The sequence below is a fragment of the Streptomyces cellostaticus genome (assembly GCF_001513965.1).
Classification (GTDB): Bacteria; Actinomycetota; Actinomycetes; order Streptomycetales; family Streptomycetaceae; genus Streptomyces; species Streptomyces cellostaticus.
Genome location: NZ_KQ948050.1, coordinates 40,801 through 62,142 on the forward strand (window position 1 = coordinate 40,801; position 21,342 = coordinate 62,142).

Here is a 21,342-nt window from a genome sequence, read left to right on the forward strand (position 1 = left end):
GCCGACAGCACTGGGCCGGCCCCCTGCTTCTGGATGCGCACGAGTTGGGCCGGAGCTGCGCAATCCAACGAGGGCTGCTTTCCGTACTGATGACAGAAAGCAATTCCTCTTCGGTCCATACCTGTGACACCTGGACTCGTCATGAACTCCACCCATGCCGCAGAAGTCACCTGGACGGGAGTGGCCGTGTCCTGTGCCGTCGCCAACACGGTGCTGCACACGCTGCTCATCCCGGAGCACCTGGAGGAGATGTTCTACATCGGGCTGCTGTTCGCCGTGGGAAGCGCTGTCATGCTCGTCGTGGCGGTGGCACTCGTCGTCCGGAAGCGTCCCTTGGCCGCCTGGCTGACCGGGGTACTGGTCAGTCTCGGGATGATCGTCGGTTTCGCGCTGTCGCGTACCGTCGGCCTGCCGGGCGGCTATTACGAAGACACCTGGGACGCGCCCTACGGCCCCCTGTCCCTGCTCGTCGAGGGGCTGTTCGTCGTCGCGTTCCTCGCCTGGTTCTCGTACCGGACGGCACAGGTACCGGAACCACGACCGACTGCCCGCCTGAGTACCCGTCAGTAAACGTTGCAAGGGGTCACCATGGACAGGGCCGGACCCGGTTCCGCGTGAGTGCATGCGCACTTACGCTGAGTCGATCCGCCCGAGTGAGGAGCGACCCCTTGTTCTACTACCTGCTCAAGTACGTGCTGCTGGGCCCCTTGCTCAGGCTGGTCTTCCGTCCCCGGATCGAGGGCCTGGAGAACGTACCGGCAACGGGTCCCGCGATCGTCGCAGGAAACCATCTGTCCTTCTCCGACCACTTTCTGATGCCGGCGATGCTGAAGCGCCGGATCACCTTCCTCGCCAAGGCGGAGTACTTCACCGGGCCCGGCATCAAGGGCAGGCTCACCGCGTTCTTCTTCCGCAGCGCCGGGCAGATCCCGGTGGACCGCTCGGGCAAGGACGCGGGGCAGGCCGCGATCCGCGAGGGGCTCGGCGTGCTGGGCAAGGGCGAACTGCTGGGCATCTACCCCGAGGGGACCCGTTCGCACGACGGCCGGCTGTACAAGGGCAAGGTGGGTGTCGCGGTCATGGCGCTGAGAGCCCAGGTGCCGGTCGTGCCCTGCGCGATGATCGGCACCTTCGAGGCGCAGCCGCCCGGCAAGGTGATCCCGAGCATCCACCCGGTCGTCATCCGCTTCGGCAAACCGCTCGACTTCTCCCGTTACGCCGGCATGGAGCAGGAGAGGGCCATCCTGCGGGCCGTCACCGACGAGATCATGTACGCGATCCTCTCGCTGTCCGAGCAGGAGTACGTCGACCAGTACGCGGCCGTCGCCAAGGCGGAGCAGGCGGCCGAGAAGAAGCAGCGCAAGTTCCCCCGGACCCCGCTCAGTTGATCTCTGCCCTCGGCGGACGGGTCTTCCCCTACGCGGACGACGAAGGGGCGGCCGGGGAGTCCGGCCGCCCCTTGTCGCCGTACCGGTGTGGTTACGGCTTGGGTGTCGCGTGCGGCGCGCAGGTCACGTCGGAGGTGTCCAGCTTGCCGTCGATGAGGTAGGCGTCGACCCGGGTGTTGATGCACGGGTTGACCAGGCCGGTCACACCGTGGGAGCCCGCGTCCTTCTCGGTGATCAGGCGGGAGCCCTGGAAGCGCTTGTGCAGATCGACCGCGCCCTGGTACGGGGTGGCCGCGTCCCGTGTGGACTGCACGATCAGCACCGGCGGCAGGCCCCGGTGCGTCCTGACGTCCAGCGGGGTCAGCTGCTTGGCCGGCCAGGTGGCGCAGGGCAGGTTCATCCAGGCGTTGGCCCAGGTCATGAACGGGTAGTCCTGGTTGAGCCGGGTGTTGTCCCGGTCCCACTTGCGCCAGCTGGTGGGCCACTTGGCGTCGGCGCACTCGACGGCGGTGTAGACGGCGTTGCCGTTCTCCGCGCTGATGTTGCCGGCCGTGTTCGACAGGTCGGGGGCGGCGGCGTCGACGAGCGCCTTGGTGTCTCCGGCGAAGTACTTGCTGAAGACCGTCGCCACCGGCGCCCACGAGGAGTCGTAGTACGGGGCGTTCTGGAAGAAGGAGATCAGCTCGGCCGGGCCGACGACCCCGCCGATCGGGTTCTTCTTGGCCGTGGCGCGCAGTTCCAGCCACTTGGCCTGGACGGCGGCGCGGGTGGTGCCGAGGTGGTAGGCGGCGTCGTTGGCGGCGACCCAGTCCTGCCAGTCCTTCCAGCGGCCCTCGAAGGCGATGTCCTGGTTGAGGTTGGCCTGGTACCAGATGTTCTCGCGCGAGGGGTCGACCACGCTGTCGACGATCATCCGGCGCAGGTGGCCCGGGAAGAGGGTGCCGTAGACGGCGCCGAGGTAGGTGCCGTAGGAGACGCCGAGGTAGTTCAGCTTCTTCTCGCCGAGCGCTGCGCGGATGACGTCCAGGTCGCGCGCGGTGTTCGGGGTGGTCATGTGCGGCAGCATGGCGCCGCTGCGCTCGGCGCACCCCTCGGCGTACTCGCGGGCGAGCTCGCGCTGGGCGGTCTTGTCGGCCTCGGTGTCCGGCACCGGGTCGGCCTTGGGCGCCTTGACGAACTGCTGCGGGTCGACGCAGGAGATGGGCGCGGAGTGGCCCACACCGCGCGGGTCGAAGCCCACGAAGTCGTAGGCCTTCGCGACGTTCGCCCAGATGGCGTTCTTGGTGGTGATCCGGCGCGGGAAGCGCAGACCGGAGGCACCGGGACCGCCCGGGTTGTAGATGAGGGCGCCCTGGCGCTCCTGCGGGGTCCCCGTGTTGCCGATGCGGTCGACGGCGAGCTTGATCTGCTTGCCGTACGGCTTGGCGTAGTCGAGCGGCACGCTGACCCAGCCGCACTGGATGGGCTTCTCCAGCCCCCAGTCCGCGGGACAGTCCTGCCAGTCGATGCCGGCCTTGGCGGCACGGGCGGCGGCGATCTCGGCGCCCCGGGCCTCACGGCCCTGTCCGTGGCGGCTGTCGGCGCTGGCCGCCGGCGCCGACACCGCACCGGCGATCAGGGTCGCGGTGACGAGCGCTCCGGCGGAACCGAACGCCAGCAGGCGGCTTTTCGGTCTGTTGTCCCTCAAGTGGGCCCCTCCCCCTACACACATCTCTACAAGTGGTCAGGCGGGGATCCTCTCGGCTGTGAGCCGTCCGAGAACAGGGGGCGCAGATCTTCTTTACCAATCCGATAAACGGACGACCACGTCCCGCTGAGCGGGACGCCCTTCCCTAGCCCAGCAAAGTCAACGCCTGGTCCAGCAGTCGCCGCAGGCTCAGCGCGTCGGGGGACACGGCACTGACGAGTACGGCGGGCCCGGCGAGTGGCACCAGCGCTGCGCACTCCCCCAGCATCCGCGCGGCGGGCGGCTGCTCGGCGAACTCGGGCCGTATGACGACCAGTTGGCCTACCGACCTGTGTCCGGCGAGTACGGCGGGCCCGTCCCAGCCGCCGGGCGCCCCGGGCCCGCAGGACAGCTCCTGGTCCAGGACGGTCCGGCCCGCGACCCGCACCGTGAGCCGGCTGGTGAGCCGCCCGGGCTCCTCCCCGAACCGCCCGAGCACCTGCTCCTCGCGCAGCACGAGCCGTGCTCCGGCGCCGAGTTCGGCCCGGGTGGTGACGTACAGGTCGCTGCCGCCGGCCGCGATCAGCTGCTCGGGCAGCCAGTGCAGCTCGGCGTCGTCGGCCACGTCGAGCCGTACGTCGTAGCGGGCCCCGCCCTTGGCCTGGCCCGGCAGTGCGATGGTGGCGGCGGCCGACCCCACGTGCAGCCGGGCGCCCTCCTCCACCCGCGCCTCCAGGGAGAAGCGGTCGCCGCCGAGCGGACCGCTCATCGCGCCGACGACCATGACCCGTGCCTCGCCGCCGCTCGCCCGGGTGCGGCGCAGCGCGAGCGGGCCGTCGCCGTCCAGTACGGGCAGGGCCGTACCGCCGCGCCCGTCGGCGCGGGCGACGATCCGCGCGTGCGCCCGGACCCCGGTCACCGTCATGCGGTCCACGCGGCGAGCCGCTCCCGCACCCAGGCGGCCACGTCCGCGGCTCCTGTCTCACCGCGCAACGACTGGAAGACGACCGGGAGTTCGGCCCGCTGCGCCTTGGCGTCGGCGGCCATCCGGGCGAGGTCGGAGCCGACGTACGGCGCGAGGTCGGTCTTGTTGACCACGAGCAGGTCGGCGGTGGTGACGCCGGGCCCGCCCTTGCGCGGGATGTCGTCACCGCCCGCCACGTCGATCACGAAGATCTGCGCGTCCACGAGCCCCTTGGAGAAGGTCGCGGTGAGATTGTCGCCACCGGATTCCACGAGGATCAGGTCCAGCGGCCCGACCGCGTCCTCCAGGTCCTCCACGGCTTCGAGGTTGGCGGAGATGTCGTCGCGGATCGCGGTGTGCGGGCAGGCACCGGTCTCCACGGCCGTGATCCGCTCGGGCGGCAGCACGGCCTCCCGGAGCAGGAACTCGGCGTCCTCACGGGTGTAGATGTCGTTGGTGACGACGGCCAGCGACAGCTCGTCGCGCAGCGCCCGGCACAGCGCGGCGACGGTCGCGGTCTTCCCGGACCCGACGGGGCCGCCCAGCCCGATGCGCAGGGCACGGCGCGTTCCGTCGGGGCGATGCGCGTCCGCGCTGAGGGCGGAGGGGCCGTGGTGGGTGTGGTCTAGGTGCATCTACGGTTCCTGTCTGAGAGGCCTCGTACTTTCGGCCCGTCCGGCGTTCGAGGACGAGGCCGTTCAGGCCGATGGGGGTCTGGGGGCGCAGCCCCCGGTCAGGAAGCGAACAGTCGGACCGGCCAGGCGGCATGCCACTCCGCACCGACCTCCAGCAAGGGCCCTGAAGCGGCCGGCAGCGCGTCGACGCCCTCGTCAACGACCCGCCCCGCCGCCTCGACGGCAGCATCCGCGACACGATCCAGCTCCGGCGCCAGCCGGGCCAGGGCACCCGTCGCGTCGAACGGATCGAGGCTCAGCAGCCGCACGGTAGCGGTCGCCGGTCCGCTCACGCTCTCGTACGCCGCGCAGTACGCGGCATCCACGGGGCTCAGACCTGCCGCTCTGGCCGCAACCCCGAGCACGACCGGCTGGTGCACCCCCTTGGGGAACTCCCCTGCCAGGGCGTCGAGTTCGGCCGACGGCCAGCTCGCCCGAGCGGCCCGCATCAGCTGCCGGCCGAGCCTGCGCGCGGCGGCCCGCAGGGCGGGCGAGGGCGTGCGGGCGTCCGCCGCCGCGTCCAGCTCCCGGGGTTCGACGCCCAGGACGGCGGCAGCGGCCAGCGCCCCCGCGACCAGCCCGGCGGTGTGCAGCCGCCCCCGGCAGAAGTCCTCCAGGCTCGCGGCGGAGGTGATCCGTCCCGCCTTGACGGCGGCCTCCGCCCCGCCGGAGTGCGCATGTCCTCCGGCGGGGAAGCGGCCGTCGGCCAGGACGAGCAGTGCTGCCCTGCTCATCAGAAGAGGAAGTAGCGCTGGGCCATGGGCAGTTCGGCCGCCGGTGTCGCCTCGACCAGCTCGCCGTCGATGTGCACGGCGAAGCTGTCGGGGTCGACCCGTACCCGGGGACGCGCGTCGTTCTCCCGCATGTCCGCCTTGGTCACCCCGCGCGTGGAGTCGATGGCGAGGAAGCGCTTGCCCAGGTGCAGCCGCTCCGGCAGCCCGTCCTCGATGGCCGCCGGGGCGACGAAGTTGAACGAGTTGGCGGCCGGCGCCCGTCCGATCGCCCCGTACATCGGCCGGGGCAGGACGGGCTGCGGCGTCGGGATGGAGGCGTTGGCGTCGCCCATCTGCGCGTAGGCGATCTGGCCGCCCTTGACGACGAGGTGCGGTTTGACCCCGAAGAACGCGGGCTCCCAGAGCACCAGGTCGGCGAGCTTTCCGGTCTCGACGGAGCCGATCTCGCGGGCGAGTCCCTGGGCGAGCGCCGGGTTGATCGTGTACTTGGCGACGTAGCGCCGTACCCGCCGGTTGTCCGCCCGCCCGTCGCCGGGCAGCGCGCCCCGCCGCCGCTTCATCACGTGCGCGGTCTGCCAGGTGCGCAGGACGACCTCGCCGACCCGGCCCATGGCCTGGGAGTCGGAGGAGATGATCGAGATCGCGCCGAGGTCGTGGAGGACGTCCTCCGCGCCGATGGTGGACGGCCGGATCCGGGACTCGGCGAACGCCAGGTCCTCCGGCACGGCCGGGTTCAGGTGGTGGCACACCATCAGCATGTCGAGGTGTTCCTCGGCGGTGTTGACGGTGTAGGGCCGGGTGGGGTTGGTCGAGCTGGGCAGTACGTGCGGCTCGGAGACCACGGTCATGATGTCCGGCGCGTGCCCGCCGCCGGCGCCCTCGGTGTGGTACGCGTGGATGCCCCGGCCGGCGATCGCGGCGAGGGTGTCGCCGACGAATCCGGCCTCGTTGAGGGTGTCGGTGTGGATGGCGACCTGGATGCCGGTGCGCTCGGCGACGGTCAGGGACGCGTCGATGACGGCCGGGGTGGAGCCCCAGTCCTCGTGGAGCTTGAGGCCCAGGGCGCCGCCGCGGATCTGGGAGAGCATCGCCTCGTGCGAGACGGTGTTGCCCTTGCCGAGGAAGCCGATGTTGAGCGGGTACTGCTCCATCGCCTCGAACATCCGGGCCAGGTGCCAGGGGCCGGGCGTCACGGTGGTCGCCTTGGAGCCCTCGGCCGGTCCGGTGCCGCCGCCGACCAGAGTGGTGATGCCGGAGGCGAGCGCCTCGTCGGCGATCTGCGGGCAGATGAAGTGGACGTGCGCGTCGATGGCGCCTGCGGTCAGGATGCGGCCGTTGCCCGCGATCACCTCGGTCTCCGGACCGATGACCAGATCCGGATGCACGCCGTCCATCGTGTCCGGGTTGCCCGCCTTGCCGATGCCGGTGATCCGCCCGTCGCGGATGCCGAGGTCGGCCTTGACGATCCCCCAGTGGTCGACGATGACGACCCCGGTGATGACCGTGTCGGGGGTGCCTTCCGCGCGCGTGGCACGCGACTGGCCCATGGATTCGCGGATGACCTTGCCACCGCCGAAGACCGCCTCGTCACCGGCGCGGCCGGGGCCGCCGCAGCGGTCCTCCTCGATCTCGATCAGCAGGTCGGTGTCGGCGAGCCGGATGCGGTCGCCGGTGGTGGGGCCGAACAGGTCGGCGTAGGCGGCGCGGGAGATCTCAGGCATCGAGGGCACCTCCGGTCTCGCCGCGCAGTCCGGGCACGATCCGGGCGCCGGCGAGGGGCACGAGTTCGACGGCGACGGGGATGCCGGGCTCGAAGCGCACGGCGGTGCCTGCGGCGACGTTCAGCCGCTTGCCGCGCGCGGCGGCGCGGTCGAACTCCAGGCCGGGGTTGGCCTCGGCGAAGTGGTAGTGGGAGCCGACCTGGACGGGCCGGTCGGCGGCGTTGAGGACGGTCAGCGTGGTGACCTCACGGCCCTCGTTGTAGACCACCGGGCCGTCCGCGAAAAGAACCTCTCCGGGAATCATCGCCGCCCCCTCAGATGATCGGTTCGTGGACGGTGACGAGCTTGGTGCCGTCCGGGAACGTGGCCTCGACCTGTACGTCGTGGATCATCTCCGGGACCCCGTCCATGACGTCGTCCCTGGTGAGGAGCTTGCGGCCGGAGGACATCAGCTCGGCGACGGTACGGCCGTCACGCGCGCCCTCCAGGAGGTGCGACGTGATGAGGGCGACCGCTTCCGGGTGGTTGAGCCTGAGGCCACGGGCCCTGCGCTTCTCGGCCACGTCGGCCGCCACATGGATCAGCAGCCTCTCTTGCTCGTGCGGGGTCAGTTGCACGTCCCACCTCACAGTCCTTGCTCCGGACCGTGCGGGGTCCGATTGCCGCAGCCACCGCGACGGCGGAAAAACCCCTGGTGGCGTCGATCGGCAGGCTAGTTCGCCGGAGTTTCAGCGACGTTAACCGGACCTTGATCGCTACGACACGCCAGGACCCCGGTGTTCCGCCGCGATCCCGAAGCGCTGCCGTTCGTGCGCGGCGGGCGTCACCTCGCGCACCCCGGACACCGAACTGATCACCTGCTCCTCGGCCGGCTCGTCGAGGGCGTCGAGCCGCTCCAGGTCGGCGGCCGAGACCAACGCGACGAGCGGCTTGCCGTGCCGCGTCACGACGACACGCTCACCGCCGTACACCACCCGGTTGATCAGGTCGGCGAGCTCAGCCCTGGCTTGCGTCACCGGAATCTCGTAGGCCATGTGCCCATCATAACGTGACGTACGTCCTGTACATTTTTTACAGAAGCGGGGCCACGGGTGCCCCGCCTTGAGGAGGGGTATGCCCATGACCCGACCGACCGCCCGTCACGTCCTGCCCGAGTTCACCGAGCGCACGGGCACGGGCCACCGCACGCTGGATCCCTACTCGAAGCTGTTCGAGAGCCGGGTCGTCTTCCTCGGGACGCCCCTCGACGACACGGCCGCGACCGACGTGATCACGCAGTTCATGCAGCTCGAACACACGGCACCGGACCGGGACATCACGCTGTACCTCAACTGCCCCGGCGGCTCGTTCACCGCCATGACCGCGGTCTACGACACGATGCGGTACGTCAGTTGCGACGTGGAGACCTACTGCCTGGGCCAGGCCGCCTCCGCCGCCGCGGTGCTGCTCGCGGCCGGGACGCCGGGCAAGCGGTTCACACTGCCGGGCGCCCGCGTGGTGCTCGAACAGCCCGCGCTGCGCGAGCCGGCCCAGGGCCAGCCGAGCGACCTAGACATCCAGGCCCGGGAACTGGACCGGACGCGCAGCCTGTTGGAGGAGATGCTGGTCCGGCACACCGGGCGCACCGCGGTCCAGGTCCACCAGGACCTGGAGCGGGACCTGGTGCTGGATGCGCCGGGCGCACTGGCCTACGGCCTGGTGGACGGCATCGTCCCGAGCCGCAGGGCGGCACCCGGCACCCGGCACGCGGGGTGAGCCGCCGATGCTGCCACCGGAGCTTCCGCCGCTGCCCGCACTGACGCGTGCCGAGGGCGAGCTGATCGACCGTTACCTGGAGGCGGTCGACCTGCTGGGCCGAATCAACCCGGCGCAGTCGAGGGACACTTATCATGGGCTGCGCGCGGCGCAGGCCCTGGTGCGCAAGGCGGCCGAACTACGCGACGCGCTGACCCTGATGCACCAGCGGGGCGAGACGGAGCTGCACGGGGACACGCTGGCACGCGCCTTGCGGGTGCTGGACGGTGAGCGCCGTACTGCGCGCGTCGCGCTCCCGCCCGACTGAGTCTGCTGACCCGGACGTGCGTCCGGCCCGACGGGTTCCCCGTGTAGACGGACCGCCCGGGCCGGACTTCGAACGACCCGAACGGTCTACCGCCGACCGGGGTATCTCCCGGCCCCTTTCCGGGCCTCCCGACTTGCGCAGAACTCGGGTTTGAGGCTCAGGCGGACGTACTCCGCCCCAGGTCCGTGGCTACGCGCGGCACCTGACGGGGACTCGAACGCACCAGTGTCCACCCGAACGGGCGAGTGGTGAGTAACGCCACAAACCCCCGATTCCGTTGGGATTTTCGGACCGCTGTGAGTGAAGATCCCTGACTGACGACAAGCCCCCGCCACCGCGGCGGGGCGATCCGGGCGGACGCCGAGTCCTGCCGCCGCCCGGATGACCGGTCGACAGGAGTGGATCGGCAGGAGTGGAGGACCCAAGCAAGTCGGGTCGCCGGAACGGACGTTCGTCGCAGACGGGCGGTCGTGCCGAGCAGCCCTTGGGGTGAAGCCGCGGCAACGCGGCCGGGCAACTTCGCCAGCCCGAATCCGACAGGTCATCCTTCACAGGCGGCTGACGAAGGGTTGCGCATGACTGCGCTCAATCGTGTCCCGTCGCTGATGGCCCGGGCCGGCACGGCCTCGGCTCTCACCCTCGCCGCCGTGGGCGGCTCTATCACGGTCCCGGGCCTCGCCACCGACGCCTCGGCCGCCACCATAGCGACCAAAGCACTCCAGATCGCGGCCTCCAAGAAGGGCTCCCCCTACCAGTACGGGGCCACCGGGCCCCGCCGGTTCGACTGCTCGGGACTGACGCTCTACTCGTTCAAGAAGGCCGGCAAGAAGCTGCCGCGCACAGCCGCCCAGCAGTACAACAAGACGCACCACATCTCGGCCCGGAGCCGCAAGGCCGGCGATCTGGTGTTCTTCCACTCGGGTTCGAGCGTCTACCACGTCGGCATCTACGCCGGGAAGGGCAAGATCTGGCACGCTCCGAGGACCGGGTCCGTGGTGCGGCTGGAGAAGATCTGGACCAACAGCGTCTGGTACGGCCGGGTCAGCTGACCCTGGCTCAGCCGAGGAGCGGCTCCAGCAGCAGGGCCGCTCCCAGCGCCGTCAGCGCCGCCCCGGTGCCCGCCTGCAGCATGCGGGCGGCCCGGGGCCGGCGCAGCCAGTTGCCGAGCCGGTCCACCAGAAGGGCCACCGCCTGGAACCAGCCCAGCGCGAGCGCGCAGACGATCAGCGCGAGCAGCAGCGTCCTGGGCAGGGCGGAGCCGCCGGACGGCACGAACTGGGGCAGCAGGCTGAGGAAGGTCAGCGAGGCCTTCGGGTTGAGGACGTTGGTGACGAAGCCCTGCCGCAGCGGGTGCGCGGCCGAGGGCCCGGGCTCGGCGGGACCGGTGGCGGGCCGCCGTAGCGACCACAGGGTCCGCAGGCCGAGTTGCAGCACGTAGGCCCCGCCCAGCAACTGGAGTGCGCGGAAGAGCGCGGGTACGGCGACGAGAACCGCCGCGACCCCGGCCACGGCGAGCGTGGTGTGCACCAGGAGACCGCCGGCGATACCGAGCCCGCAGACCGCACCCGCCCGGCGGGAGACCAGAGCGTTGCGGACGACCACGGCGAAGTCGGCGCCCGGCATGGCGACCAGACCGGCGGCGATCCCGGTGAAGGCGATGAGCTGTCCGTCCATGGGGCCAGAGTGCCCGGCCGGAGCCTTCAGCAGGTATTTCGAATCTCCTAGGCCAGCCTTAAGCAGTGCTTTAGGCTTGCTCTATGTACGACCCGACCCGGCTTGCCGCGCTGGTCGCCGTCGCGGAGGCGGGCTCCATCACCCGGGCCGCCGACCGGCTCGGCTACACGCCGCCCGCCCTCTCCCAGCAGCTGACCAAGCTGGAGCGGGAGGCGGGCACGGCGTTGCTGGTGCGCCACCACCGCGGGGCCCGGCTGACCGAGGCGGGCGAGATGCTGGTGGCGCGGGCCCGGCGGGTGCTGGACGAACTGGAGCGGGCCCGGCACGAGCTGGCCCGGCTGACCGGCCTGTCGGGCGGGGCGCTGCGGCTCGGCACCTTCCCGACCGCGGGCGTGCATCTGCTGCCGCCGGCGCTGAGCGCGTTCCGCCGGGCGCACCCGGATGTCCTGCTGTCGGTCGCCGACTACGACCCTCCGTCCGGGGTGACGGCGGTGGCGGCCGGCGAGGTGGACCTGGCGCTGACCCACACCTACCACCCGGCCGAGCCCGTCCCCGTGCCCTCCTCGGTCGGTCTGGAGCCGGTCCTGGAGGAGGAGCTGGTGCTGGTGACGGCCCCGGGCCACGCCCTGAGCAGCGCCTCGTCCCGGCTGCCCCTGGACCACCTGGCCGGGCAGCCGCTGATCAGCATGGCGCCGCACCATCCGGCCCGGCGCGAGGTGGAGGCGCTGCTCGCCGAGGCGGGCGCAAGTCCGGCGCTGCTGGTGCCCACTCCCGGGTACGCGGTCGTGTGCGCGCTGGTGAGCGCCGGGCTCGGGGTGGCCGTCGTACCGGAGATGGTGGCGCGGACCGCGGTCACTCCGGTCGGGGTACGTCCGCTGGAGGGGGGACGGCTGCGCCGCACGATCTCGGTCGCCCACCGGGCCGAGGAGGTCGCTCCGGCGGCGGAGGCGTTCCGTGCCCTGCTGCGGGGGGCGTTCGGCCGTGCGGGGCGCGCAGCGGCGCCGTGAGCCCGCCTGCTGCCCGGAGCCACCCGATCCGGGGAGAGGGTCAACACCGCCCCCCAACCCCCACCCGAACGACTACGCACCGCCCGGGGGGCTACGGCTCCGGCTGTCCCGCCGTGACCGGCTCGGCCGGGATGGACCACGGGAGTTCGATGGAGACGGTCTTGCCGCCCTCGCGGGTGGGGCGGACGCGGAGTTTGCCGCCGCACTCGGCGGTGAGCCAGCGGATGATGACCATGCCGCGCCCGTTGTCCTGCTGGACGGCGGCGGGCAGTCTCTTCGGAAAGCGCGGATGACTGTCCGTCACACCGATGCGCAGGTGTTCGTCGCGGTCCAGGGCGATGTCGACGGTGAAGGTGGGTGACTGGCCGAAGGTGTGCTGTACGGCGTTGGTGGCGAGTTCGGAGACGATCAGCCGCACGGTGTCGGCCACGTCGGTGTCCGACGGCAGGCCCCACTCCGCGAGGGTGCCCACCACGTAGGAACGGGCCGCGGAGACCGAGGCGGGATCGCTCGGCAGAGTGACGGATGCTTCCAGATGGTCTGCCATGGCGACGTCGTCCCTTTCCCACGGGACCGCAGTCCGACAAAGAGCGGATGGTTCGAGTACGGTCCCGGACTGGTGCGTTCGCCGCCAGACTGCCATCACCCGGCCGGTCAGGGGAGCGATCCACCGGGATATGCATATATCTGTCGCTCAAAGCGGTGAACTCTGCGACGGGAGACCGTATTTGGGCGGCCCGTAAGGAGTAAGGAGTACCCCATGCAGAACGGTCCCGCGGTGCGGCGCCGCAAACTGGGTGCCGAGCTGCGCACGTTGCGCACGGGTACGGGACTCACCAGCGGCGAGGCGGCCCGCCTGGTGGGCTGGCACCAGTCGAAGGTGAGCCGCATCGAGACCGGCGCGAGCGGCGTGAAACCGGCCGATGTGCGGTTACTCCTGGACGCCTACGGGGTGCGGGACGGGCAACTGCGCGAGTTGCTGCTGATGTTGGCGGGGTCCGAGGAGGCGGGCGGGCGCAACCGGTGGTGGCACGCCTACCGGGGGATCCTGCCGCCCACCTACCGCGATTTCATCAGCCTGGAGTCGCAGGCGAGCGGGATGCGCACCCTGGAGACCACGGTGGTCCCGGGCCTGCTCCAGACGCCGGAGTACGCCCGCGCGGTGACCCGGGCGGCCGTGGAGGGCGTGGACGAGGAGCGGCTGGACGCGCTGGTGGAGGTGCGGCTGGCCAGGCAGGACGTGCTGCGCTCGGATCCGCCGCTGGCGCTGAGCGCGGTGCTGGACGAGGCGGTGCTCAGGCGCGAGGTCGGCGGGCCGGAGGTGATGGCGCAGCAGCTGGAGCGGCTGGTCGAGGCCGCCTGCCTGCCCCAAGTACGGCTCCAGGTGCTGCCGTTCGCCGCGGGAGCACATGTCGGCCTCACCGGACCTTTCGTTATCTTCTCATTTCCGAGCACTTCCGATCTGGACGTGGTTGTTCTCGACCAGTTGACGAGTAGCCTCTATCTGGAACGGAAAGAAGACCTCATGGCCTACTCGGAGGCCTTCAACACCCTTCAGATCCACGCCCTTTCACCCGAGGACTCGTTGGATTACATCGCCGGGATAGGTGACGGCGCGTAAGGAGGCACCATGACCGCACTGCCTCGGAACGTCCCTGCCAGTACCGATCTGCACGACGTGCGGTGGCTGCGCAGCAGCTACAGCACCGGAGCCAACAACTGCGTGGAGGCGGCCCGGCCGCGCTCCGGCCCGTGGGCCGGAGCGCTCGCCGTGCGCGACTCCAAGGATCCGGCCGGACCCGCGCTGCTCTTCTCCCCCGGGAGCTGGGCGGGGTTCGTGACCGCGCTCCGGTGATCCTCTTCCCACCCCACGACCGCCGCCTACTGATCAGATCCGATCACTGATCGGATCGCCTTCGTGCGATGCACGGCCGTGTCACGCCGACTCATGGTCGCGTCTCGCCGATCACCCGTACAGCGCGTTCGATCTCGGCCCCGGACAGGTCTGCTCGGGCGGTCAGCCTCAGCCGTGAGATGCCGTCGGGCACGGAAGGAGGACGGAAGCAGCCCACGGCCAGGCCTGCCGTACGGCAGTCCGCCGCCCAGCGCACGGCCTGCTCCGGGGACGGAGCCCGCACGGAGACCACCGCGGCGTCCGGACGCACCGCCTCCAGACCCGCGGCGGTCAGGCGTGCGTGCAGCTCGGCGGCGACCGCGCGGGCCCGTGCCGCCCGCGCCGGCTCGCGGCGCAGCAGCCGCAGCGCCGCCAGCGCCGCGCCCACGGCCGCGGGCGCAAGGCCCGTGTCGAAGATGAACGTCCGGGCCGCGTTGACCAGATGGCCGATCACCCGCGCCGGACCGAGCACCACCCCGCCCTGGCTGCCCAGCGACTTGGAGAGCGTGGCCGTGACGACCACGTCGTCGGCGCCTGCGAGACCGGCCGCCTGCGGGGCGCCCCGGCCGCCGTCGCCCAGCACGCCGAGCCCGTGGGCGTCGTCCACGACCAGCCCCGCCCCGTGCTCCCGGCACGCCTCGGCCAGTGCGGCCAGCGGTGCCGCGTCGCCGTCGACGGAGAAGACCGTGTCGGAGACGACGATCGCCGCTCCCGCGTGCGTGCCGAGCGCCTTGCCCACCGCCTCCGGATCGGCGTGTGCGACCACCTGCTTGGTGCCCCGGGCGAGCCGGCAGCCGTCGATGAGCGAGGCGTGGTTGCCCGCGTCGGAGACGATCAGGGAGCCGTGCGGGCCGAGCGCGGTGACCGCCGCCAGGTTCGCGGCATACCCGGAGGAAAACACCAGGGCCGCCTCGAAGCCGCAGAAGTCCGCCAGTTCCCGCTCCAGCTCGGTGTGCAGCTCGGTGGTGCCGGTGACCAGCCGGGAGCCGGTGGCACCACCGCCCCAGACACGCGCGGCACCGGCCGCCCCCTCGGTGATCTCGGGGTGGTGGGCCAGGCCCAGGTAGTCGTTGCTCGCCAGGTCCAGCAGCGGCGAGTCGGCGGGGCGCGGGCGCAGGGTCCGTACGAGTCCGGCGCGGCTGCGCGCCTCGGCCTGCTCGTCGATCCAGCCGAACGCCATGGGTCCTCCGGGGCTTTTGTAGGTAGCGGACAGACCCTAGCGGCACGGCCGACCGCCCAGGGTGTGGCAATACCCACACGGTGATCCGCCTTCCTTGTGCAAACTCTCCTTGGCCCGGAGCGGTCCCGTAGGACAGGATCGGGCCTCATGGACCTGCTGAACACGCTGGTGGACAAGGGGCTGCGGCGCGAGCTGCCGACCCGTGAGGAAGCACTCGCCGTGCTCGCCACCTCCGACGACGACCTGCTCGATGTGGTGGCCGCGGCCGGCAAGGTGCGCCGGCACTGGTTCGGCCGGCGCGTGAAACTCAACTACCTGGTCAACCTCAAGTCCGGCCTGTGCCCGGAGGACTGCTCCTACTGCTCCCAGCGGCTCGGCTCCAAGGCCGAGATCCTGAAGTACACCTGGCTCAAGCCCGACCAGGCCTCCCAGGCGGCGGCAGCGGGCCTGGCCGGAGGGGCCAAGCGGGTCTGTCTGGTGGCCAGCGGGCGCGGCCCGACGGACCGGGACGTGGACCGGGTCTCCGAGACCATCAAGACGATCAAGGACCAGAACGAGGGCGTCGAGGTGTGCGCCTGCCTCGGTCTGCTCTCCGACGGCCAGGCCGAGCGGCTGCGCGAGGCGGGCGCGGACGCCTACAACCACAACCTGAACACCTCCGAGGCCACCTACGGGGACATCACCACCACCCACACGTACGCCGACCGGGTGGACACGGTGCAGAAGGCGCACGCGGCCGGCCTGTCCGCCTGCTCGGGTCTGATCGCGGGCATGGGCGAGAGCGACGAGGACCTGGTGGACGTCGTCTTCTCGCTGCGCGACCTCGACCCGGACTCCGTTCCGGTGAACTTCCTGATCCCGATGGAGGGCACCCCGCTCTCCACGGAGTGGAACCTCACCCCGCAGCGGTGCCTGCGCATCCTCGCGATGGTCCGCTTCGTCTGCCCGGACGCCGAGGTGCGCATCGCGGGCGGCCGCGAGGTCCATCTGCGCACGATGCAGCCCCTCGCCCTGCACCTGGCCAACTCGATCTTCCTCGGCGACTACCTGACCAGCGAGGGCCAGGCGGGCAAGACCGACCTGGAGATGATCGCGGACGCCGGGTTCGAGGTGGAGGGCTCCGACCAGGTGACGCTGCCGCAGCACCGGGCGGCGGCTGTCGAGGGCGGATGCGGGTCGCACGAGAGCGCCGGATGCGGATCCGTCTGCGGCTCGCACGAGGGTGCGGACGTGTGCGGCACGGCCGCGGTGCCCGCCGTGAGCGAGCCGCGCACCGACCTCGTCGCCGTCCGCCGCCGGGGCGCCGGAACGGACCTCGCGCCCAATGCCTGACCTGCCCGGCCCGAGCGTGCCCGAGCTGCTGGAGCTGGACCGTCGGCATGTGTGGCATCCGTACGGCCCGATGCCCGGGCGGGTCGAACCGCTCGTCGTGGAGTCGGCGAGCGGGGTCCGGCTGCGGCTGGCCGACGGCTCGGGCGAACTCGTCGACGGCATGTCGTCGTGGTGGTCGGCGATCCACGGCTACAACCACCCGGTCCTGAACGAGGCGGCGCACGCGCAGTTGGGGCGGATGAGCCATGTGATGTTCGGCGGGCTCACACACGAGCCCGCCGTGCGGCTCGCGAAGCTCCTTGTCGACATGTCGCCGGACGGTCTGGAGCATGTGTTCCTGGCCGACTCCGGGTCGGTGTCGGTCGAGGTCGCGGTGAAGATGTGCCTGCAGTACTGGCGCTCGCTCGGCCGCCCCGGCAAGCAGCGGCTGCTGACGTGGCGGGGCGGCTATCACGGCGACACCTGGCAGCCGATGTCGGTGTGCGATCCCGAGGGCGGGATGCACGAGTTGTGGACCGGCGTGCTCCAGCGCCAGGTGTTCGTGGGCCCGCCTCCGGCCGAGTACGAGGAGTCGTACGCGCAGGAGCTGCGCTCGGCGATCGAGCGGCACGCCGACGAGCTGGCCGCGGTGATCGTGGAGCCGGTGGTGCAGGGCGCGGGCGGGATGCGGTTCCACTCCCCCGCGTATCTGCGGGTGCTGCGCGAGGCCTGCGACGCGCACGACGTGCTGCTGGTGTTCGACGAGATCGCCACCGGCTTCGGGCGCACCGGCGCGCTGTTCGCGGCCGAGCACGCGGCCGTGACACCGGACGTGATGTGCCTGGGCAAGGCACTGACCGGCGGCTATCTGACGATGGCGGCCACGCTGTGCACCGCGCGGGTGGCGGACGGCATCTCACGGGGCGAGGTGCCGGTGCTCGCCCATGGGCCGACGTTCATGGGCAATCCGCTGGCGGCCGCCGTCGCCTGCGCCTCCATCGAGCTGCTGCTCGGGCAGGACTGGCTCGCGGAGGTCAGGCGGATCGAGGCGGGCCTGCGCGAGGGGCTCGCTCCGGCCGCGGACCTGCCCGGTGTCAAGGACGTCCGCGTCCTCGGCGCCATCGGGGTCGTCCAGCTCGACCACGAGGTGGACATGGCCGCGGCCACCCGGGCCGCCGTGCGGGAGGGCGTGTGGCTGCGCCCGTTCCGCGACCTGGTCTACACGATGCCGCCGTACGTCACCGACGACGCGGACGTGGCACGGATCGCGCGCGCGGTGTGCGCCGCGGCGCGGGAGGGTTGAGATGCCGGTACTGGTGATCACGGGGACGGGCACGGAGGTCGGCAAGACGGTCACCACCGCCGCCGTTGCCGCCGCGGCGCTCGCGGCCGGGCGTTCGGTGGCCGTGCTGAAGGCCGCGCAGACGGGGGTACGAGCGGACGAGCGCGGGGACGCGGACGAGGTCGCGCGCCTCGCGGGTCCGGTCACGGCCGCCGAACTGGCCCGCTACCCCGATCCGTTGGCGCCCGGTACGGCGGCCCGGCGGGCGGGCATGGCTCCGGTGCATCCGCACGAGGTGGCCGAGGCCGCGGCCAAGCTGGCGACGGAGCACGATCTGGTGCTGGTCGAGGGGGCGGGCGGGCTGCTCGTACGGTTCGACGCGGCGGGCGGGACACTGGCGGACGCGGCGCGGCTGCTGAACGCGCCGGTGCTGGTCGTCGCCTCGGCCGGGCTGGGCACGCTCAACACCACGGAGCTGACGGCTCGTGAACTGGGCGCGCGCGGGCTGGAGTTGGCCGGTGTGGTGATCGGCAGCTGGCCAGGTGCCCCGGACCTCGCGTCCCGTTGCAACGTCGCCGACCTGCAGGAGGTCGCCGGCGCCCCGTTGCTCGGCGCGCTGCCCGCCGGGGCGGGTGCGCTCCCGCCCACCGACTTCCGCGCGGCGGCACCGGCGTGGCTGGCGCCCCGCCTGGAGGGCACGTGGGACGCGGAGGCGTTCCGGATCCGGGAAGCGCCCTAGGGTGTGTCGAGCAGCCGTACCAGTTCGATCCGTGAGCGGATGCCCAGGCGGGCGAAGACCCCGCGCAGGTGGTGGTCGATGGTGCGGGGACTGAGCGCGAGCCGGTCGGCGATCTCGCGGTTGGTGGCGCCCTCGGCGGCCATGCGGGCGACCATCAGCTGCTGAGCCGTGAGCAGGGCGGCCGGGTCCCTCGCGGCCGGCGCGGACAACGGGGTGCCGAGGGCCCGCAGTTCGGCTCGGGCCTGGGCCGCGCAGTGCGGGGCGCCGAAGGACTCGAAGGCCTCCAGGGCACTGTGCAGCCGGTCGCGCGCCTCGGGGCGGCGGCGCAGCCTGCGCAGGGCACTCGCGAACAGCAGTTCCGTGCGGGCGCGTTCGAGGTCACGGGTGCCCCGGGCGTGCAGGTCGAGGGCGGTCCGGTAGTGCTCGACGGCCTCGGCGCCGGGTGCGAGCAGGGCCCGGCAGCGGGCGCTGAGCGCCAGGTCGTCGGGGCTGTCCACGGCGCTCGCCCAGCGCTCGTAGTCGGCGTGGGCCGCGCGGGCCACCCGGGTGTCGCCGGTGCGCACGGCGGCCTCGACATAGTGCGGGGTGGCCAGGTGCCGGATGGCGCGGTGGCCGTGTCCGGGGCCGAATCCGGCGAGGGCGCGCAGCCGGGCCGCCGCGGCGGGGAAGCGGCCCAGGGCGAGGTCGAGGAACGCCGACGCCCACTGCGCGAGGGCGGCGGGCAGACCGAGACCGCGGGCGAGAGCCTGAGCACGGGCCGCCGCCGCATGCTCGCGGCAGGCTTCCTCGTCGCCGGTGACGGCGGCGAACATGGCGAGGGCGGCCCGCAGATGACAGGCACCGTTGTCCTGCCCGGTGGCATACGCCTGGCGCAGCGCTTCCTGGGCAGCGGCCTCGGCGGCACTGGTGCGCCCGGTCCAGAAGTCGGCGTAGACACGGAACTCCAGGGCCTGGGCCTCGGTGACCGGGGTGCTGTCGGCCCGGGCCCGGGCGGCGGCGCGCAGGGTGGCGGTGGCGGCACGGGTGTGGTCACCGAGCATCAGGGCGGCCATGCCGGCGTGGATCAGGAGGGTGGGGGTGCTGCCGGGAACACGGAGGGGCGGGTCGGCGCCGGGACAGGTCGGGGCGGCCGCTGCCCGAAGCAGGTCGCGGGCTTGCTCGTAGTCGCCCTCGACCGCTGCCGCGAGGCCGGGCAGGATGCCGGGGGGCGGGATGCCTCGGCGGCGGGCGAGCGCACAGGCTTCGCGGCAGCCTCTCAAGTCCCCGGTGTAGACCGCTGCTTCGGCCGCCAGGGCCAGTAACTCGGTGGCCTCGGATGCGCGTTGCTGTCGGGCTGCGGCGGTGAGCAGGGCGCCGAAGGCCTCCGTCGCGTTGCCCGCCCGCAGGGCGAGGATGCCGTCGAGTGCCGGGGTGTCGGTGCGGGCGGCGAGGCGGTGGGCGCGGTCGGGCTGCCCGCACCGCCAGGCGTCGGCGGCCGCGCGCGCCAGGAGCCGGGCCTCGGCGCGCGGGTCGGGACAGAGCGCGGCGGCGCGTTCGGCGAGGGCGGCGGCCAGGGTGGGCTGCCCGGCCGCGCGGGCGCGGTCCGCGGCAATGCCCAGTTCGGCCGCGAGCCGCCCGCTGGGGCCGAGGGCGCCCGCCGCCCGGTGCCAGGAGCGGCCGGCTCTCTCGCCGGGGCCGCCGAGCACCCGGGCGAGCAGCCGGTGGGCCTCGCGTCGGCCGGCCGGGGAGGCGGCCTCGTAGGCGGCGATCCTCGTCCAGTCGTCCCGGAAGACGACCCCTGCGGCCGTGGCGTGGGCGACACCGGACGCCTCGGCGTCCTCCAGCGGGCGGGGGTCCAGCCGGGCCGCCGCCACCGCGCGCAGGTAGGCGTGGGTGACGGCCGGGTGCTGGTCCGCGGCGGCGAGGAGCAGCAGCTGCCGGGTGTCGTCCGGCAGCGTGCGGATCTCCCGGCGCAGGGCGCGCAGCAACTCCGGGGCCAGGGCGCCCGGTTCCGTGGGCAGCGGGTCCAGGCCCGTGCGCTGGCGTGCGGTCAGGCGCGCTGCGGCTTCGGCGGCGGCGCGCGGATCTCCGTGCACGAGCCGCAGCAGTCGGGCGCGGACGGCTGGTGAGGGTGCCGGAGCGGTGTCGGGGGGCTGCGGTGGCGAAGTGCGGTGCCGAGGCGGGGGGTTGACCGGAGTCACCACACCCTTGACGTTACTGGCGGGTTAGTTGACTCGTAAAGACTGGCGACTTCACCGATGCGGCGCGCGCAGACCCGTCCCGACACTCCTGGCATCCCCCCGTTTCAGGAGGCATCATGCAGCGCCGCAAGCGTCGCATCGCCACGGCTGTGTCGGCGATGACCGCATCGCTCCTTCTGTCACTCCCCCTCACCGCGGCCCCCGCGCAGGCGGCGAGCCACGACCCCGTCGTGTTCGTGCACGGCTTCAACGGCTCGGCGAGCAGCTGGAACGACTGGGTCGCCGACTTCGAGGCCGACGGCTACAGCTCCTCGCAGCTGTTCGCCTGGTCGTACGACTGGAAGCAGTCGAACGCCACCACCGCGCAGCAGCTGGCCGCCGAGGTCAAGAGCGTGCTGGCGCAGACCGGCGCCTCGAAGGTCGACCTGGTGGTCCACTCGATGGGCGCGCTCAGCGGCCGGTACTACCTGAAGAACCTCGGCGGGACCTCGTACGTCGACCACTTCGTGTCCGTCGCCGGGGTGAACCACGGCACCTCCGTGGCCTCCCTGTGCGGCTGGCTGTACACCTCGTGCAAGGAGATGCAGACCGGCAGCGCGTACCTGACCGCGCTGAACTCCGGTGACGAGACGCCGGGCAGCGTGGCGTACGCCGCCTACTGGTCGGACTGCGACGAGGCGATCAACCCCGACACCTCGGCGGAGCTGAGCGGGGCGGCCAACGTCGACGTCGGCTGCATCTCGCACACCGACATGAACGACGACCACGGCGTCTACGAACAGGTGCGCGACTTCATCGGGTGAGCCGTGAGCCGTGACGCGTTCGGCGGGGGTGCGACGGGGCTTCCCGGGGGACAATCACCCTAA

General features: G+C 72.1%; 24 protein-coding genes and 1 riboswitch. Of the genes, 12 read left to right on the top strand and 12 right to left on the bottom strand.

Features of this window, described 5'->3' with window-relative positions:
- The first annotated feature begins 141 nt into the window (after nucleotides 1-141).
- Together AQI88_RS37865 and AQI88_RS37870 are read left to right on the top strand one after the other, a co-directional pair.
- Nucleotides 142-570 carry a hypothetical protein gene (locus AQI88_RS37865; RefSeq protein WP_067009048.1) on the top strand — a complete coding sequence of 143 codons (429 nt, stop codon included), beginning with the start codon at nucleotides 142-144 and terminating at the stop codon, nucleotides 568-570.
- Nucleotides 571-668: 98 nt separating this feature from the next.
- Nucleotides 669-1,388: a lysophospholipid acyltransferase family protein gene (locus AQI88_RS37870; RefSeq protein WP_067009052.1), complete on the top strand. Its 720-nt coding sequence runs from the start codon at nucleotides 669-671 to the stop codon at nucleotides 1,386-1,388.
- A gap of 91 nt (nucleotides 1,389-1,479) precedes the next feature.
- Here AQI88_RS37870 and AQI88_RS37875 read toward each other — a convergent pair whose 3' ends face one another.
- The 8 genes from AQI88_RS37875 to AQI88_RS37910 all read right to left on the bottom strand — a co-directional run bounded on the left by AQI88_RS37875 (nucleotide 1,480) and on the right by AQI88_RS37910 (nucleotide 8,181).
- A complete protein-coding gene (locus AQI88_RS37875) occupies nucleotides 1,480-3,099 on the bottom strand; it encodes an alpha/beta hydrolase (protein WP_067009055.1) in 1,620 nt (539 codons plus the stop codon).
- Nucleotides 3,100-3,220: 121 nt separating this feature from the next.
- On the bottom strand, nucleotides 3,221-3,979 hold the full coding sequence (locus AQI88_RS37880; RefSeq protein WP_067009141.1) for an urease accessory protein UreD: 759 nt from the start codon (nucleotides 3,977-3,979) through the stop codon (nucleotides 3,221-3,223).
- Nucleotides 3,976-4,653 (bottom strand): urease accessory protein UreG, encoded by a 678-nt coding sequence (gene ureG / locus AQI88_RS37885; RefSeq protein WP_067009058.1) that lies wholly within the window; start codon nucleotides 4,651-4,653, stop codon nucleotides 3,976-3,978. The genes AQI88_RS37880 and ureG overlap by 4 nt, the downstream gene beginning before the upstream one ends.
- 98 nt (nucleotides 4,654-4,751) lie before the next feature.
- Nucleotides 4,752-5,426, bottom strand: coding sequence for an urease accessory protein UreF (locus AQI88_RS37890; RefSeq protein ID WP_067009061.1), 675 nt, complete (start codon nucleotides 5,424-5,426; stop codon nucleotides 4,752-4,754).
- A complete protein-coding gene (locus tag AQI88_RS37895; protein WP_067009064.1) occupies nucleotides 5,426-7,147 on the bottom strand; it encodes an urease subunit alpha in 1,722 nt (573 codons plus the stop codon). The genes AQI88_RS37890 and AQI88_RS37895 overlap by 1 nt, the downstream gene beginning before the upstream one ends.
- Nucleotides 7,140-7,451 carry an urease subunit beta gene (locus AQI88_RS37900; protein ID WP_067009067.1) on the bottom strand — a complete coding sequence of 104 codons (312 nt, stop codon included), beginning with the start codon at nucleotides 7,449-7,451 and terminating at the stop codon, nucleotides 7,140-7,142. The genes AQI88_RS37895 and AQI88_RS37900 overlap by 8 nt, the downstream gene beginning before the upstream one ends.
- Nucleotides 7,452-7,461: 10 nt before the next feature.
- Nucleotides 7,462-7,764: an urease subunit gamma gene (locus AQI88_RS37905; RefSeq protein ID WP_067009070.1), complete on the bottom strand. Its 303-nt coding sequence runs from the start codon at nucleotides 7,762-7,764 to the stop codon at nucleotides 7,462-7,464.
- 138 nt (nucleotides 7,765-7,902) lie between these two features.
- Nucleotides 7,903-8,181, bottom strand: coding sequence for a type II toxin-antitoxin system Phd/YefM family antitoxin (locus tag AQI88_RS37910; protein ID WP_067009073.1), 279 nt, complete (start codon nucleotides 8,179-8,181; stop codon nucleotides 7,903-7,905).
- Nucleotides 8,182-8,266: 85 nt separating this feature from the next.
- Here AQI88_RS37910 and AQI88_RS37915 point away from each other — a divergent pair, with 85 nt between their 5' ends.
- From AQI88_RS37915 to AQI88_RS37925, 3 genes are all read left to right on the top strand, one after another.
- Entirely contained in the window at nucleotides 8,267-8,902 is a 636-nt protein-coding gene (locus AQI88_RS37915; protein ID WP_067009076.1) for an ATP-dependent Clp protease proteolytic subunit, read from the top strand.
- A gap of 7 nt (nucleotides 8,903-8,909) precedes the next feature.
- Nucleotides 8,910-9,209 carry a hypothetical protein gene (locus AQI88_RS37920; protein ID WP_067009079.1) on the top strand — a complete coding sequence of 100 codons (300 nt, stop codon included), beginning with the start codon at nucleotides 8,910-8,912 and terminating at the stop codon, nucleotides 9,207-9,209.
- A 442-nt stretch (nucleotides 9,210-9,651) separates the two neighbouring features.
- A riboswitch (cyclic di-AMP (ydaO/yuaA leader) is annotated at nucleotides 9,652-9,781 on the top strand.
- A gap of 3 nt (nucleotides 9,782-9,784) precedes the next feature.
- Nucleotides 9,785-10,258 (top strand): C40 family peptidase, encoded by a 474-nt coding sequence (locus AQI88_RS37925; protein WP_067009081.1) that lies wholly within the window; start codon nucleotides 9,785-9,787, stop codon nucleotides 10,256-10,258.
- Nucleotides 10,259-10,265: 7 nt separating this feature from the next.
- Here the strand turns inward: AQI88_RS37925 and AQI88_RS37930 are convergent, their stop codons facing one another.
- A complete protein-coding gene (locus AQI88_RS37930) occupies nucleotides 10,266-10,883 on the bottom strand; it encodes a LysE family translocator (protein WP_067009084.1) in 618 nt (205 codons plus the stop codon).
- Between the two features lie 83 nt (nucleotides 10,884-10,966).
- On the opposite strand from AQI88_RS37930, the gene AQI88_RS37935 reads away from it, so the two are divergent.
- On the top strand, nucleotides 10,967-11,890 hold the full coding sequence (locus tag AQI88_RS37935; protein ID WP_067009088.1) for a LysR family transcriptional regulator: 924 nt from the start codon (nucleotides 10,967-10,969) through the stop codon (nucleotides 11,888-11,890).
- Nucleotides 11,891-11,981: 91 nt separating this feature from the next.
- On the opposite strand, the gene AQI88_RS37940 is transcribed toward AQI88_RS37935, so the two are convergent.
- Nucleotides 11,982-12,437 (bottom strand): ATP-binding protein, encoded by a 456-nt coding sequence (locus tag AQI88_RS37940; protein WP_067009091.1) that lies wholly within the window; start codon nucleotides 12,435-12,437, stop codon nucleotides 11,982-11,984.
- A gap of 213 nt (nucleotides 12,438-12,650) precedes the next feature.
- On the opposite strand from AQI88_RS37940, the gene AQI88_RS37945 reads away from it, so the two are divergent.
- The gene (locus AQI88_RS37945) at nucleotides 12,651-13,511 is read left to right on the top strand and encodes a helix-turn-helix domain-containing protein (RefSeq protein ID WP_067009094.1); all 861 of its coding nucleotides are present in this window, start codon (nucleotides 12,651-12,653) and stop codon (nucleotides 13,509-13,511) included.
- Nucleotides 13,512-13,520: 9 nt separating this feature from the next.
- On the top strand, nucleotides 13,521-13,745 hold the full coding sequence (locus AQI88_RS37950; RefSeq protein WP_067009105.1) for a DUF397 domain-containing protein: 225 nt from the start codon (nucleotides 13,521-13,523) through the stop codon (nucleotides 13,743-13,745).
- Nucleotides 13,746-13,836: 91 nt separating this feature from the next.
- On the opposite strand, the gene AQI88_RS37955 is transcribed toward AQI88_RS37950, so the two are convergent.
- The gene (locus tag AQI88_RS37955) at nucleotides 13,837-14,964 is read right to left on the bottom strand and encodes an 8-amino-7-oxononanoate synthase (protein ID WP_067009108.1); all 1,128 of its coding nucleotides are present in this window, start codon (nucleotides 14,962-14,964) and stop codon (nucleotides 13,837-13,839) included.
- Nucleotides 14,965-15,111: 147 nt separating this feature from the next.
- Between AQI88_RS37955 and bioB the strand changes: the two genes are divergently transcribed.
- From bioB to bioD, 3 genes are read left to right on the top strand one after another with little or no spacing between them, the layout of a single operon-like run.
- The gene (gene bioB / locus AQI88_RS37960; RefSeq protein ID WP_067009111.1) at nucleotides 15,112-16,296 is read left to right on the top strand and encodes a biotin synthase BioB; all 1,185 of its coding nucleotides are present in this window, start codon (nucleotides 15,112-15,114) and stop codon (nucleotides 16,294-16,296) included.
- On the top strand, nucleotides 16,289-17,578 hold the full coding sequence (locus AQI88_RS37965) for an adenosylmethionine--8-amino-7-oxononanoate transaminase (RefSeq protein ID WP_067009114.1): 1,290 nt from the start codon (nucleotides 16,289-16,291) through the stop codon (nucleotides 17,576-17,578). Before bioB ends, AQI88_RS37965 begins: the two co-directional genes overlap by 8 nt.
- 1 nt (nucleotide 17,579) lies before the next feature.
- Complete coding sequence (gene bioD, locus AQI88_RS37970; protein ID WP_067009117.1) at nucleotides 17,580-18,296, top strand: dethiobiotin synthase; 717 nt, start codon at nucleotides 17,580-17,582, stop codon at nucleotides 18,294-18,296.
- On the opposite strand, the gene AQI88_RS37975 is transcribed toward bioD, so the two are convergent.
- Nucleotides 18,293-20,479, bottom strand: coding sequence for a helix-turn-helix transcriptional regulator (locus AQI88_RS37975; RefSeq protein WP_079058063.1), 2,187 nt, complete (start codon nucleotides 20,477-20,479; stop codon nucleotides 18,293-18,295). The two genes, bioD and AQI88_RS37975, sit on opposite strands and share 4 nt — an antisense overlap.
- Nucleotides 20,480-20,592: 113 nt before the next feature.
- Between AQI88_RS37975 and AQI88_RS37980 the strand changes: the two genes are divergently transcribed.
- Nucleotides 20,593-21,279, top strand: a complete 687-nt coding sequence (locus tag AQI88_RS37980) for an esterase/lipase family protein (RefSeq protein ID WP_067009120.1) — start codon at nucleotides 20,593-20,595, stop codon at nucleotides 21,277-21,279.
- Nucleotides 21,280-21,342: the final 63 nt, after the last annotated feature.